The sequence below is a fragment of the Chromobacterium sp. CCUG 76385 genome (genome assembly GCF_059916625.1).
Map to the genome: position 1 here is coordinate 13,797 of NZ_JAUCGU010000003.1, position 14,072 is coordinate 27,868.

Consider the following 14,072-nt stretch of genomic DNA (forward strand, 5'->3'; position numbering starts at 1 on the left):
GAGGCAGAATATGAGCTTGTCCGATAAGTTACCGCAGACCAGCGACCGTCACGCCATGATGCAGCGCTTCCGTTCGCGCGAAGCCTGGCACGTGATGAAGATCCTGTCGGAGTTTGTCGAGTCGGCCGAGGAACTGCAAGGCATCACTCCGGCAGTGAGCATATTTGGCAGCGCGCGCACGCCGCGCGATCACAAATACTACAAATTGACCGAGGAAGTGGCGCGGCGTCTGTCCGACTCCGGCTTCTCGGTGATATCCGGCGGCGGCCCAGGCATCATGGAGGCCGCCAACAAAGGCGCATTCTACGGCAGAAGCCCGTCCGTTGCGCTCAACATCGTGCTGCCGCACGAGCAGAAACCCAACGAGTACCAGGATCTGTCGGTCAAGTTCAACCACTTCTTCAGCCGCAAGGTGATGTTCGTCAAGCACGCCATCGCCTACGTGGTGATGCCCGGCGGCTTTGGCACCCTGGACGAAATGTTCGAGGCGCTGACATTGATCCAGACCGGCAAGAGCCGCAAGATCCCCATCATCCTGTGCTGCCACGAGTTCTGGGCTGGCCTGCTGGACTGGGTGAAGGACCGCCTGGTCAGCGAGGGCATGATCAATCCGGACGACCTGAACCTGATCCAGCTGATAGATGACCCGCAACAAATCGTCGACACCATTTTCAAACATTACGAAACCCGCGGCTTCGAAGCGTTGCCGGAAGAACGCGAACAGTTGCTCAACCTATAATCGCCACACTCAAATACAAGGAAACTCCATGCGCCGCCTCATCGCCCTGCTCCTACTCCTGCCGCTGGCCCCGGCCTTCGCCGCCGACGCATCCGCGCCGGCCAAGGCCGTGGTGCCGCCGCCGCCGGTGATCAGCCCGCAAAACGCCGCCGAACCGGAGCCGGAAGTGCGCCTGATCCAAAAAGGCGATGAAAAAATCGAGGAATATCGGCTGAACGGCCAGCTGTACATGGTCAAGGTCACGCCGGCGCACGGCGTGCCCTATTATCTGGTCGACGACAATGGCTCCGGCACCATGAAACAGGTGGACCCGGCCAACCGCATCGTCATCCCGCGCTGGGTGCTGGTGCGTTTCTGACGGAGGTTGCATGTCGGTTTACACCACGGTCAGCCGCGATAACCTGCAGCAGTGGCTGCAGGGCTATGCGCTGGGCCAGCTGATTGACTTCCAGGGCATTGCGGCAGGCATCACCAACACCAATTACTTCGTGACCACCACGCATGGCCGCTATGTGTTGACGCTGTTCGAAACGCTGCGCCTGGACGAGTTGCCGTACTACCTGTCCTTGATGAGCCACCTGGCGCGCCACGGCGTCGCCTGCCCGGCCCCCATCGCCGACCATTCCGACCGCTTCGCCTCCTTGCTCGCCGGCAAGCCGGCCTGCCTGGTCAGCTGCTTGACAGGCGCCGACGTCAGCCATCCGACGGCGGCGCAATGCCGCGCCGTCGGCGAGATGCTGGCGCAGATGCACAAGGCCGGCGCCACTTTCCCGCGGAAAATGCACAACCCACGCGGCCCGCACTGGTGGAGCCTCACCGCGCAGCAGCTCTATGCGCAACTGCCGACAGACATTGCCGAAACCTTGGCAGAGGAAATCCACTTCCAGGACGGCCACCGTTTCGATCATCTGCCCAGCGGCGTCATCCATGCCGATCTGTTCCGCGACAATGTCTTGCTGGATGGAGACAACATCAGCGGCTTCATCGACTTCTATTACGCCTGCAATGACATTCTGCTATACGACATCGCCATCGCCGTCAACGATTGGGCGCGAAGGGATGATGGAGAACTCGATGATGAACTGGCGCGAGCGTTCCTTGCCGGCTACCAGTCGGAAAGGCCGCTGAGCCAAGCGGAGCGAGACTGCTGGCCCGTCATGCTGCGCGCGGCGGCGCTGCGTTTTTGGGTATCGCGGCTGCAGGACCTATACCAGCCAATTAGCGGCGAACTGACCTACACCAAGGACCCGGCAGCCTTCTACCAATTGCTGCTGGCGCATCGTCGTCGGTCCGAATTCTGGCTGGAGTAAGTGGATCATGGACGATATACTTAGCATAATTTTCACGCTATCGTCATCCTAACCCTCTTGATTATCCGGCTAGCTGGCTTATCATATGAGAGAAGTGCAAGCTGTATGCCGTTTTTTGAGTTTAAATTTCGCATAAAGGAACACAATATGCTGCTGAAGAAAATCGTTGTTCTCGCCCTTTCCGCCGCACTGGCTTCGCCGGCATTCGCCGCTGGAGAAGCAGCCGCGACTTCTGCTGCAGGCTCCTCCGCGGCCGGCACCACATCCGCCGCTGCAGCCGGTGCTGCCGGCACCACGGCAGGCATAGCCGGTGCTGCCGCCACCACGGCAGGCATAGCCGGTCTGAGCGTAGGCACCATCGCCGCCATCGGCGCGGCCGTTTCGGCTGCTGTTGCCGTATCCAGCAACAGCAACTCCTCCTCGAGCCACTCTGCTGCAACTCACCACTAAGAGCGGCAGTCACGTGATAACGTGACTCCACTCTATCAAGCCAAGCAGGCGGACAGGCTCCGTCTGTTTGGCTTTATTACGATCAAATCACGACGGAGCTGGACTATCAGCCCTCCAAACGATTAGCGCGTATCGCACGTCCTCACGCTCTTAAGTCAACGACAGGGGAATAGAACTGGAAATAGCCCCTGTTAATCTAGGCTGAGTCACTCAGATAATATTGGTGTGACCCAGTGAGATAAAATCTGCCAGTTCAGTATCATCACAAGGCCATGTCCCTGAAACATAGCTAGCGCATCAAAATTCAAAATAAGCCGGGTAGTGTGAATGCATAAGAAATCCAGAAACCATCTGGTAACAGGGGTGCTGCAAAAAGGGGTTCCGCTGCTGTTCGCCTGCGGAGCATTGGCTCAGCCATCGTTAAATGGCCAGATTGGCTATATCAATATGCCGTCAGCGCGCGTCGGCGAAGACGGCACGCTCAGCTTTGGCTATGGCTATGACAAGCCATATGGGATTCTCTGGACCTCGACGACCATATTGCCCTGGCTTGAGGTTTCGGGACACTACACATCCATTTCCGGAGTGCCAGGCTTCAGTGATCAACAGTATGGTGGTGGCTACGGTCGATTTAAAGATAAAGCCATCGACACTAAATTCCGTCTATGGGAAGAGTCACGCTGGTTCCCAGAGATTACGCTTGGGCTGTCTGACATTCAGGGCACTCGCCTCTGGAAAGGCACAAATCTGATCGCCACTAAGCAGCTGCTGCCTGGCCTGGAAACCACCTTAGGTTATGGCACTGGTCGTATTAAAGGCATGTTCGGTGGCTTGCGCTACACCCCCAGCTTTCTGCCTAACTGGTCTATCGTGGCTGAATATGATGCCAATGACTACCCTAAAGACCCATTCTCAGATCAGACTTTTGCAGTTCAACGCAAAAAAGGCCCTGCAGTTGGCCTGGAATACCAATGGGGCTGGTTAGGGCTACAAATCGCGCGCCAGAAAACCCACAACAGCATCAATGCGCATATCGATATTCCACTGAATGTCACGGAGTTTGTGCCTAAGATCCAGGAACCCGCCTTTTTCGCCGGCGGACCCGACCTGCCCACCCGGCCGACGCTTGCGCAGTGGCAAGGCGATCGCGACCATGCCCGTCAGCTAGCCTCCGCACTGGGCAATCAGGACTTCAAGAACATCCGCCTCGCCATGCAACGCGACACATTGGTGATGGAACTGAGCAACAGCCGCATTTCCAATGTCGGCCGCGCCGTCGGCCGCGCCGTGCGGACTGCGCTGTATTACGCCCCGCTGGAAACCCGCGAAATCAAGGTGGTGTATACCGAACTGGAGCAGCCGCTTGCCACCTACAGCTTTTACGATATGGCCACGCTCAACGATTACCTGTTGGGCAAGGTCAACCGCGAGCGTTTCCTGCAAACTGTCAATATCAAACCCGGCCGCGACGAAGAGCTGCAGCCTCTGGATAGCCAGACTTTGGCGCAATCGCTGCGCGAGGGCATCAATGTCAATCTGCTGACCAATCGCGATGGCGACTGGGTCCAAGTCACCAGCGACGATACTGAAGACAATCGCTTCCATCTGGCACCCAAGATGGGCGTCTATTTCAACGACCCCAGCGGCGCCTTCCACTATGACATCATGGCGGAAGCGACCTACAAGCGTCGATTGAGCAAAGGTCTATATCTGGACAGCGCGCTGAGTGCCGATTTGTACAACACCATTACGGCCGTCAAGCAACCTTCCAACAGCGAGTTGCCGCATGTTCGCTCCGACATCGCCGACTACAAGCGCGTCAAGACGCCCAAGCTGAATCGCCTGCTGCTGAATCAATACATGACATTGGCGCCGAATGTCTATGCCCGCGCCTCCGCCGGGATCTATGAAGAAATGTTCCGCGGCGCCGGCGGCCAAGTGTTGTATTACCCCGGTTTCAACAAAAATTGGGCAGTCGATCTGGCAGTGGATGCCTTGCAACAGCGAGATGTCAACGGCTGGTTCGGCAAGCGCGACTATCAAACCGTCACGGCGATTACATCGCTGCATTACCAGCTGCCGATGGGGGTGACCGCTACCGTTCGCGCCGGACGTTTCCTCGCCAAGGACGATGGCGTACGCTTCGAACTGTCGCGCCGCTTCCGCTCAGGCGTCGAGGCCGGCTTCTGGTATACCAAAACCAATGGCAATGACATCACCTCACCCGGCACCCCATCGAAACCATACAATGACAAAGGGATATTTCTCGCCATCCCGCTCAACAGCCTGCTGACTTTCGACAGCCGCACCGTCGGCAGCTTCTCGCTATCGCCGTGGACCCGCGACGTCGGTCAAATGGTGATAACGCCGGGCGACCTCTATGATATCCTCAGCAATCCGAAACGCGATATCCACGCCTATGACGGCTTGGGCAACTTCGCGGAGCGCGCCGACGAACAGAATCTGCCGCAAGTCACCCCGCCGCTACCCAGCTATACGCCATGGCCCATGATCCGACTGCGCCTGGAGGACTCCGGCAATCAGTGGCTGGACATGGACAGCAAGGCCGCTGGACTGGGGCTAGCGACCGTTGTCGTCGCCGCTGCGGCGGCGCTGGACAAGTCGGTGGATCGCTCCGTCAAGGAACATCAACAAAATAAACTGGTCAAGAACTGGGGCAAGCTGGGCAAGGATCTGCCCATCGCCACCGCCGCGCTGTCTGGCCTCGCCTTCGCGCTCGGAGATGACCGCCTCAGCAATACCGGACTGATCGCGCTGGAGTCGGGCGCCGTGGCGGTCGCAGGCAGCGAGATGCTAAAATTCGCCATCAACCGCGCTCGCCCTGGTGAGAACAAGGCGCCATGGCGCAGCCAGCCGGCTGGACAATCTCGTTGGCAGAGCAGCTTCACCTCGAACCACTCGGCCGTCTTGTTCGCTACCGTCACCCCATTCGCCAAGGAATATGATCAACCTTGGTTATATGGCGTCGCCGCCCTGGGCGCGGCTGGCCGCATAGCAAGCCGCGATCACTGGTTGTCCGATGTCACCGCAGGCGGCATTCTGGGTTATGCTGTTGGCAATTGGCTCTGGCAGTCGCAACGCGACAATAGCCGCTATCAAAGCAATCTGGTTGTCACCCCCAAGCAGGTCGGGGTGCAGCTCAACGTCACTATTCAATAAGCATTAAAAGTAGGTAATCAAGCATGAGCATTTTGAAAATGCCTGGGAAATCATTACTGGCCATGTGCCTGCTGCTAGGCAGCGCCTGCCTCCATGCCGCTGGCAACTCTCCGGATGTAGCCGCGCCTAGCTATGACATCGACAATAGCATGGGCTTACCATCCATCAACAATCTGCCAGTAACAACCGGCAAAAACCTCGCGCCTGCCTCTCTCAATGCTCCAGCTACACCGCTCATGGATGAGCATGGCTATTTGCTAGACAAGGAAGGCAATCCCAAACTACCTCCCTTCACAGAGTTCGTGAGAAAATCGACGGGCCAGATATTGCCGCTGTTTGGCAGCCGCCTGTTTCAGAATCCAGCGACAAAATTCGATGCCGTACAAAGCGTACAGGTCAATCCCGATTATGTGATCGGCAGCGGCGACCAGTTGCAGATCAAAGGCTGGGGCATGGTAGACATCGACCTGACCCTGACCGTAGATCGCAACGGCGCCATCTATCTGCCGCGCGTCGGCAATATTTCCGTCGCCGGCGTGCGTTACCGCGACTTGCAGGGTGTGCTGAAGAAAAGCGTCAGCCGTGTCTTCAACAATTTCGATCTGACGGTCAGCCTGCAACAAAGCCGCTCAGTACAGATTTACGTGGTGGGTCACGCCCGTCAGCCCGGCAGCTACACCCTGAATGCGATGAGCACCCTGCTCAATGCGATGCTGAAGTCTGGCGGACCCAGCGACAGTGGCAGTTTGCGCAAGGTCAAGCTGATGCGCGGCGGCAAGGAGGTAGCGACCGTCGATCTGTACGCGATCCTGGTCGATGGCGACAAGTCGGAAGACCAGACGCTGCGTGATGGCGACGTGATCCAGATCCCGGCGGCGGGTCCGCGCGTGGCGGTATTTGGTGATGTCAAGACGCCGGCAATCTATGAATTCAAATCCGGCGAAACCAGCGCTGATCTCTTGCACTGGGCCGGCGGCCTGGAATCGGCCGCAGAGGGCAAGGAGCTGTTGATCGAAAAGAACGTCAGCAACCGCTTCGTCAAACAAGCCAAGGTACAGGAGGATTTGCAGCCGCTAAGTAAAATTCGCCTCAAGGCAGGCGACATCTTCCGGCTTAACGTACCGAGCGCCCAGCCGGTCAGCGTATTGAAAGACGAGCAATTCGTCACCGTCAGCGGCGAAGCCAATACCACTGGCACCTTCCAGCTGCGCAAAGGAGAAACCCTGCGCCAGCTATTGATGCGCCTGGGCGGCGTGACCGAATACGGCTATGTCTTCGGCACCGCGCTGACGCGCGAAAGCATCCGCGAGATGCAGCAGCAGAAGCTGGATGAGGTCGCCACCCGCTTCGAAAAAGACCTGGAACAGAACGCCACTACACGCCTCGCCAAACTGACAGACAAAGACTCCATCGCCGCGGTTACCTCGGAAGTGGAGGGGCAGCGCAAACTAGCGGCCAAGATGCGCGCCATCAAGGCGCAAGGCCGCGTGGTGCTGGAGTTGAAAGACAGCTCGGCCGAAGTCAAGGACCTGCCGGACCTGGAACTCAAGGACGGCGACAAGATTGACGTTCCGCAACGTCCTGGCACAGTGGATGTGCTGGGCGCCGTCTACCAGGCCAATGCCTTTATCTACCGTCCGCAGCGCAACGTCAACGACTATCTGTCGCTGGCCGGCGGCGCCTCGCCGACCGCCGACAAGTCTTCGATATATGTGTTGCGCGCGGATGGCACCGTTGCCAGCAACAATAATAGCGGCTGGTTCTCCAACGTGGGCGGCATGCGCATCAATCCTGGCGACGCCATCGTCGTTCCGGAGGAATTGAACACCGGCAGCTGGACCCAGGCGCTGAAGGAGTGGACGACCATCCTGTATCAATTCGGTCTCGGCGCAGCAGGTCTGAAGGTGCTGAAATGAGTAATGGCGAGATGAAACAAACGATGGCGCCCACGACCAACGCCAGCCAAGCGGATGACGAAATTGATCTGATGACGATCCTGCTCAGGTTGAACAGATATCGCAGTTGGATCGCCGGCACCACCTTGCTGTTTGGCGGCGCGGCTCTAGCCTATGCGCTGTTGGCTAAGCCCGTATTTACCGCGACCACCAGCATCATGCCGCCGCAGCAACAAAGCAGCGGCATCAGCGCCATGCTAGGCCAGCTGGGCGGGCTGGCCGGGGCTGCCGGCGGCATCGCAGGGCTGAGGAATCCCAATGACCTGTATATCGGCATGCTGCAAAGCCGTACCGTGGCGGACAAATTGATTGCCCGCTTCAAACTGCAACAGCGCTACGAGCAAGACACGGCGGATGCCACTCGCAAATCATTGCAACAGGTTTCCAACATCACCAGCGGCAAAGATGGCCTGATTAGCATCGCTGTCGATGACGTTGATCCGAAATTTGCCGCCACCCTGGCCAATGCCTATGTCGATGAATGGAAGGCGCTGAACCAGTCGCTGGCAGTGACTGATGCCGCCAAACGCCGCCTGTTCTTCGAACAACAATTGAAAGACACCAAGGCACAGTTGTCCGCCGCAGAAATGGCTTTGCGCAAGACTCAGGAAAGCACCGGCATGATTCTGCCGGAAGGCCAGCTGCCGGCAATTGTATCCACCGTGACCCAGCTGCGCGCCACCATCGCAGCCAAGGAAGTGCAGCTGGAGGCGATGAAAAGCTTCGCCACGCCGCAAAACCCGGCCTACATCAAGACGCAACAGGAGTTGACGGGTTTGCATGAGCAGTTGGCCAAACTCGATAGCGGCCAGGGCAGCGACAGCAACCTATTCGTGCCGACCGGCAAAATCGCGCAAAGCGGCCTGGAGTACATGCGCAAGCTGCGCGAGCTCAAATATCAGGAAACGATTTTCGAGCTGCTATCCAAGCAATATGAGATGGCGAAAATCGACGAGGCCAAGGATTCATCGCTGATTCAGGTGCTGGACCCGGCTGTGCCGCCGGAACTCAAGAGTAAACCGAAACGCTCCCTGATCGTAATGCTTGGCTTGTTTGGCGGCCTGCTCATCGGCATACTCAGCGCCCTGCTGCGCGATATGTTGCTAAGCGACAGCTCCCGGGAACGGCGTCGCGAACTGATGCTGGCGCTGAAGAGCAGCCAGTGATCGAACAGCCGGCCACCTTGCGCGGCCGGTTTTTTTACGCCTTCCCCTTCTGCCGCAAGCGATACCCCATACGGCACGCGAACCCCAGCAGCAGCAACACGCACATCACGCTGGCCAAGCGTAAGGGGCTGGCCCAGGCCAGCGGCGCCAGCACGCCGGCCACCAGGCTGGACATCATGGTCTGGCAGAAGCCCTGCAGCGACGACACCGTGCCGCGCAGCGACGGAAACTGGTCCATCAGATTCAGCGTGATGGACGGCGCCGCCAGCGACATGCCGGTGGTGTACAAGGCCAGCGGCAGCACCGCCCATGGCAAGGCCATCTGGCTGGCGGCCAGGTTATAGCCCAGGTTCAGCGCAGCCGCGACGAACATCACCAAATAGCCGCGGCTGACGATTTCGCGCTGGCTGAAATGCCCGGCCATCCGGCCTGACAGAAACGCGCCAAACATGATGCCGAACACCGCCGGGCCGAACAGCCACAGGAACTCGGTCGGCCCCAGATGCAGATGCTGCATCAGAAACACCGGCGCGGACGGGATATACAGAAAGAAACCGGCGAAATTAAACGACACCGCGGCTGTCAGCAGCTGGAAATCGCGCTTGCGCCCGACTTGCCAGTAATTGGCCAGCAGATAGCGCGCTTTCAAGGGCTGGCGGGCATGCTCGTGGTGCGTTTCCTCCAGCCAGAACCAGGACAGCGCAAACAAGGCAAAGCCGATCAGTCCCATGAAAACAAAAATCGAATGCCAGCCGAAGGCGCCATACAACCAGCCCCCCACCACCGGCGCGATCGCCGGCGACAAGGAGAACAGCATGGTCACCTGCGACATCAGCCGCTGCGCCGCCGCGCCATCCAGCTTGTCGCGGATGATGGCGCGCCCCACTACCAAGCCGGCGCCGCCGCACAGGCCCTGCAGGGCGCGAAACAGCAGCAGCGTGCCCAGGCTTTCAGACAGCGCGCAGCCTATCGACGCCAAGCCGAATAGCAGCGTGGTGGCCAGTACCACCGGACGGCGGCCCACCGCGTCGGAAATCGAGCCATGCCACAGCATCATCAAGGCATAGCAGAACAAATAAACCGTCAAAGCCTGCTGCATTTCTAGCGGCGACGCCGCCAGGCTGTCGCCGATGGCGCGCATCGCCGGCAGGAAGGTGTCGATGGAAAACGGGCCAAGCGTGGACAGCGCGGCCAGTAACGCCGCCAAGCCTAAATGCTTGCGTGGGGAAGAAGAGGGCATGAGGACACGAATAGGGTTAACTGGAACATGTTAGCGGCTAAGCGCCACGAACAAAACCCCTGATCCGTCCTTGCGCCGCCTGGCTGCACCATCCGCGTCGCCGCCTCTTGGCCCCAGCGCGCTACGAGCCTTGTCAATTGCGCCTAGCCCCAGGAGAACCCTCATGGTTTAAACAATCCATACTGGCCATTCCTGACTATCCATGCCACGATGCCGCCCTTCCCAAGCCACCACCGGCGGGTTATGCTGGACCGCATGCCGCAGATACCCTCCCCGCCCAAACAACAAGGGAGAAGCCACATGATACGCCTCTACCATAATCCAAAATGCTCGAAATCCCGCGCCGCGCTTGCCCTGCTGGAAGAGGCCGGCGCCGAGATCGAGATTGTCGAATACCTGAAACACCCTCCCAGCCCGGAAGAGCTGGACCAGCTGTTAAACTTGCTGGGGATGGAGCCGCGCGAGCTGATGCGCAAGAAGGAAGAGGAATACGCCGACCTCTACCTGGACGACATCACGCTGGAGCGCAAACACCTGATTACCGCAATGGTGGACAACCCTAGCCTGATCGAACGCCCCATCGCCGTCCGCGGCAACAAAGCCGTCATCGGCCGGCCCCCGGAGCAAGTATTGAATCTGCTGCGCGACTAAAGCCGGGCGGATCATCGCCAGCCCCGCTGACCACAACATCAAACCGTTTGGCTAACACTCACGGCCCTTTCCGTCAGGAAAGGGCTTTTTGCATTGGCGCGGCAAACAGGACAGGTCCGTGTACATTCCGCCACAGCTGCTCGGCGATCTCGTCAGTCACGGTATTGTCACTTGCAAAATAGTAACTCATGTTACTAAAATCGCCACATGAGCCCAAACAAGTCATTTTCCCAGCTCGAACAGGCCATCAACCGGGTGGAAGCGCGCTTCCCCGGCACGCCGCGCCAGGAAGTCATCCTGACGCGGCTGCTGTTCCACATCATGCCGCGCTTGAGCACCCATCTGTGCGACAACCTGAAACAGCACGGCTTGAACGAAACCGTCTGGATGGCGTTGCTGGCCTTGTACGCCTGCCCCAACCAAACGTTGAACCCGTCCGACATCAGCGAAACGCTGGACTCCTCGCGCACCAACGCCACCCGCATCGCTGACGAACTGGTGAAGAACGGCTGGGCGGCCCGCTCAGCCAGCGCCGAAGACAGGCGCAAGATCGTGCTGGAGCTGACTCCGTCCGGTGTCGCGCTGGTTGAGAGCCTGCTGCCGTTCTCCCGCGAGGTGCACAAGCAATTGTGGGCCGACTTCGACGACGACGAAAAACAGATTCTGGAACGGCTGATGCGCAAGTTGTTGCGCCAATTGGGCGGCTGAACCAGACGCGCCTTCATTTACCCGAATAATAACTGTCGTGATTATCGCGCGATAAATCATGACGCGACCGACACACATCGATTGGAGACCGACAAGGTGAACAAGAAATCATGGCCACAGGCCGCCGGGGCGCTGCTGCTCAGCGCCGTAATCGGCGGCTGCGCCAGCTTCGGCCCCGACGTCACGCCAGACCAGGCCTTGAGCGCCGATCAACTGCAGCTGGCCGCCCCCGGCACGCAAAGCGTCAGCGCCGACTGGTGGCGCCAGCTGAACGACCCCACCCTGAACCGCCTGGTGGAAACCACGCTGAAGGATGCCCCGTCGCTGAAACTGGCCGCGGCGCGGCTGCGCCAGGCGCGCGCCGCCGTCGGCATCGTCGAGAGCAAGGACGGCCCGCAACTGGACGCCACCGCCAATGCCATTGATCTGCATTACGATCCGCTGCAACCGCTGCTGAAGAAAGACCATCTGACTGCCTACACCGCCGCGCTGGTGGGTAGCTGGGAATTCGATTTCTGGGGCAAAAACCATGCGGCCGTCAGCGCGGCGCTGGGCCAGCAGCAGGCCATCGCCTTTGAAGGGCAGCAAACCCGCTTGCTGCTGACGCAGGCAGTGCTGGCCCAATACACTCAGCTACAGCGCAATCAAGCTCAGGCCAAACTGATCGGCCAGCGTCTGGCCATCGCCGAAAGCCGCCAGTCGCTGACCCAGGCCCGCGTCAACGCCGGCCTGCTGCCGGGCGACAATCAACGCGGCAACGAAGTGTCGATGGATCGCCTGCAACAACAGCAAACCGCGCTGAACGCCGACATCGAACGCAATCGCCACGCCTTGGCGGCGCTGAGCGGCCAGGGGCCGCAAACTGCGGCCGGCCTCGACGCCGCGCCGCTGGCGCTGCCGCCCGCCCCGGCCTTGGACAGCCTGAATGCCGACCTGCTGGGCCGCCGTCCCGATATCGCCGCCCAGCGCGCCCGGGTGGAGGCGATGAGCGCAGCGGTGAAGGAGGCCCGCGCCGCCTTCTACCCCAACGTCAAGCTGACCGCCTTCGCCGGACAAAGCTCGCTGCAGCTGGATCAGCTATGGAAGAGCGAGTCCGCGCTGTGGGGCCTGATGCCGGCCATCAGCCTGCCGATCTTCCACTCCGGCCAGCTGCAATCGAACCTGGCCAAGGAACAGGCCGGCTACGACATCGCCGTGCAGCAATACAACCAGACCGTAGTCGATGCGCTGCGCGACGCCGCCGACAGCGTTTCCGGCTGGCAGAGCAGCCAGCGCCAGCTGCAGCAGGCCGAGCGCGCGCTTTCCAGCAGTCGCAAGGCCAGTGACGCGATGGCTGCGCGCCTGCGCGCCGGCCTGGTCAACAAGCTGTCGCTGCTGGATGCGCAAGACTCGCAGTTGAGCCAGCAATCGGCTTACATCGATGCCGCGGCCACCAATCGTCTGGCCTGGGCCTCCCTGAACACCGCTTTGGGCGGCGGCTTCCAAACCGAGCCCGCCTCCCGCTAAGGACATACCGCAAATGGATCAGAAACTGGAAACCGCGAAGAGCCGCAAACGCAATCTGCTGGTTGCCTCCACGATATTCGCCGCCGTCGCCATCGCCTACGGCGCCTACTGGACCCTGGTGTTGAGCCACCAGGAAAATACCGACGACGCCTATGTCGGCGGCCATTTGGTTCAAGTCACGCCGGAAGTCGGCGGCACCGTCGCCAAAGTCATGGTGGACGACACCGTGGCGGTCAAGGCCGGCCAGGTGCTGGTCAGCTACGACAGCAGCGACGCCGAACTGGCCTTCGAGCGCGCCCGCAATGAATTCGCCCAGACCGTGCGCCAGACGCGCCAGCTGATGGCCAACAGCCTGCAGCTGGACGCGCAGGTAACGCTGCGCCAGGCCGAGCTCGCCCGCGCCGAAGCCGACCTGAAGCGCCGCAAACAGCTGGCCGGCAGCGAGGCGATGTCGGCCGAGGAACTGGGCCACGCGGCGGACGCCGCCGCCGCGGCGCGGGCTTCGCTGACCGCCGCCCAGGAACAAGCCAAGGCCGGCCTGGCGCTGGTCGGCCAGGATGCGTTGGCGCAGCAGCCGGCGGTGAAAGCCGCCGCCAGCCGCCTGAAGGAAGCCTGGCTGGCGCTGCAACGCACCCAGATCAAATCGCCGCTCTCCGGCACCATCGCCCGCCGCAATGTGCAGGTGGGCCAGCGCATCGCCGCCGGCACCCCGCTGATGGCCGTGGTGCCGCTGGAAAACCTGTGGGTGGACGCCAACTTCAAGGAAGGCCAGCTGGCCAAGATCCGCGTCGGCCAGCCGGTGGAGCTGAAATCCGACCTGTACGGCGGCAAGGTGGCCTACCACGGCAAGGTGCAGGGTCTGGCCGCCGGCACCGGCAGCGCCTTCTCGCTGCTGCCGCCGCAGAACGCCACCGGCAACTGGATCAAAGTGGTGCAACGGGTGCCGGTGCGCATCGCGCTGGACCCGCAGGATCTGAAGAATCACCCGCTGCGCGTTGGCCTGTCCATGGACGTGGTGGTGGACACCAGCAACCAGGATGGCAAATCGCTGGCCGAAGCCGCGCCGGCGCAAGCCCCGAGCGAACATAACGGCACGCTGCCGGACCTGAAGCAGGCCGACAAGCTGGTGGCCGAGCTACTGGCCGCCAATGCCGGCAAGTAAGGACG

General features: G+C 60.3%; 12 protein-coding genes. 11 read left to right on the forward strand and 1 reads right to left on the reverse strand.

Annotated elements, in window-relative coordinates:
- Positions 1–10: 10 nt before the first annotated feature.
- From QUG01_RS03475 to QUG01_RS03505, 7 genes are all read left to right on the forward strand, one after another.
- Positions 11–739, forward strand: coding sequence for an LOG family protein (locus QUG01_RS03475; protein ID WP_103321213.1), 729 nt, complete (start codon positions 11–13; stop codon positions 737–739).
- A 28-nt stretch (positions 740–767) separates the two neighbouring features.
- Positions 768–1,097: a DUF2782 domain-containing protein gene (locus tag QUG01_RS03480; protein WP_500828903.1), complete on the forward strand. Its 330-nt coding sequence runs from the start codon at positions 768–770 to the stop codon at positions 1,095–1,097.
- Positions 1,098–1,107: 10 nt separating this feature from the next.
- Entirely contained in the window at positions 1,108–2,049 is a 942-nt protein-coding gene (gene thrB / locus QUG01_RS03485; protein WP_500828904.1) for a homoserine kinase, read from the forward strand.
- A 147-nt stretch (positions 2,050–2,196) separates the two neighbouring features.
- The gene (locus QUG01_RS03490; RefSeq protein WP_500828905.1) at positions 2,197–2,499 is read left to right on the forward strand and encodes a hypothetical protein; all 303 of its coding nucleotides are present in this window, start codon (positions 2,197–2,199) and stop codon (positions 2,497–2,499) included.
- Between the two features lie 327 nt (positions 2,500–2,826).
- A complete protein-coding gene (locus QUG01_RS03495) occupies positions 2,827–5,679 on the forward strand; it encodes a YjbH domain-containing protein (RefSeq protein WP_500828906.1) in 2,853 nt (950 codons plus the stop codon).
- 302 nt (positions 5,680–5,981) lie between these two features.
- Positions 5,982–7,595, forward strand: a complete 1,614-nt coding sequence (locus QUG01_RS03500) for an SLBB domain-containing protein (RefSeq protein ID WP_500828907.1) — start codon at positions 5,982–5,984, stop codon at positions 7,593–7,595.
- 23 nt (positions 7,596–7,618) lie between these two features.
- Positions 7,619–8,800, forward strand: a complete 1,182-nt coding sequence (locus QUG01_RS03505) for a GumC family protein (RefSeq protein ID WP_500828908.1) — start codon at positions 7,619–7,621, stop codon at positions 8,798–8,800.
- A 34-nt stretch (positions 8,801–8,834) separates the two neighbouring features.
- On the opposite strand, the gene QUG01_RS03510 is transcribed toward QUG01_RS03505, so the two are convergent.
- Positions 8,835–10,007: a multidrug effflux MFS transporter gene (locus QUG01_RS03510; RefSeq protein WP_500828909.1), complete on the reverse strand. Its 1,173-nt coding sequence runs from the start codon at positions 10,005–10,007 to the stop codon at positions 8,835–8,837.
- A 333-nt stretch (positions 10,008–10,340) separates the two neighbouring features.
- Between QUG01_RS03510 and arsC the strand changes: the two genes are divergently transcribed.
- The 4 genes from arsC to QUG01_RS03530 all read left to right on the forward strand — a co-directional run bounded on the left by arsC (position 10,341) and on the right by QUG01_RS03530 (position 14,067).
- Entirely contained in the window at positions 10,341–10,691 is a 351-nt protein-coding gene (gene arsC, locus QUG01_RS03515; protein WP_500828910.1) for an arsenate reductase (glutaredoxin), read from the forward strand.
- A gap of 207 nt (positions 10,692–10,898) precedes the next feature.
- Positions 10,899–11,399, forward strand: a complete 501-nt coding sequence (locus QUG01_RS03520) for a MarR family transcriptional regulator (protein WP_043628033.1) — start codon at positions 10,899–10,901, stop codon at positions 11,397–11,399.
- Positions 11,400–11,495: 96 nt separating this feature from the next.
- Positions 11,496–12,905 (forward strand): efflux transporter outer membrane subunit, encoded by a 1,410-nt coding sequence (locus QUG01_RS03525; protein WP_500828911.1) that lies wholly within the window; start codon positions 11,496–11,498, stop codon positions 12,903–12,905.
- A gap of 13 nt (positions 12,906–12,918) precedes the next feature.
- A complete protein-coding gene (locus QUG01_RS03530; protein WP_500828912.1) occupies positions 12,919–14,067 on the forward strand; it encodes an HlyD family secretion protein in 1,149 nt (382 codons plus the stop codon).
- Positions 14,068–14,072 lie beyond the last annotated feature (5 nt).

Bases quoted from the DNA above. Each gene is read 5' to 3' on its own strand.
- QUG01_RS03505 (WP_500828908.1), top strand. From the start codon at position 7,619: ATGGCGCCCACGACCAACGCCAGCCAAGCGGATGACGAAATTGATCTG.
- QUG01_RS03490 (WP_500828905.1), top strand. From the start codon at position 2,197: ATGCTGCTGAAGAAAATCGTTGTTCTCGCCCTTTCCGCCGCACTGGCT.
- QUG01_RS03495 (WP_500828906.1), top strand. From the start codon at position 2,827: ATGCATAAGAAATCCAGAAACCATCTGGTAACAGGGGTGCTGCAAAAA.
- QUG01_RS03475 (WP_103321213.1), top strand. From the start codon at position 11: ATGAGCTTGTCCGATAAGTTACCGCAGACCAGCGACCGTCACGCCATG.
- QUG01_RS03520 (WP_043628033.1), top strand. From the start codon at position 10,899: ATGAGCCCAAACAAGTCATTTTCCCAGCTCGAACAGGCCATCAACCGG.
- arsC (WP_500828910.1), top strand. From the start codon at position 10,341: ATGATACGCCTCTACCATAATCCAAAATGCTCGAAATCCCGCGCCGCG.
- thrB (WP_500828904.1), top strand. From the start codon at position 1,108: ATGTCGGTTTACACCACGGTCAGCCGCGATAACCTGCAGCAGTGGCTG.
- QUG01_RS03480 (WP_500828903.1), top strand. From the start codon at position 768: ATGCGCCGCCTCATCGCCCTGCTCCTACTCCTGCCGCTGGCCCCGGCC.
- QUG01_RS03530 (WP_500828912.1), top strand. From the start codon at position 12,919: ATGGATCAGAAACTGGAAACCGCGAAGAGCCGCAAACGCAATCTGCTG.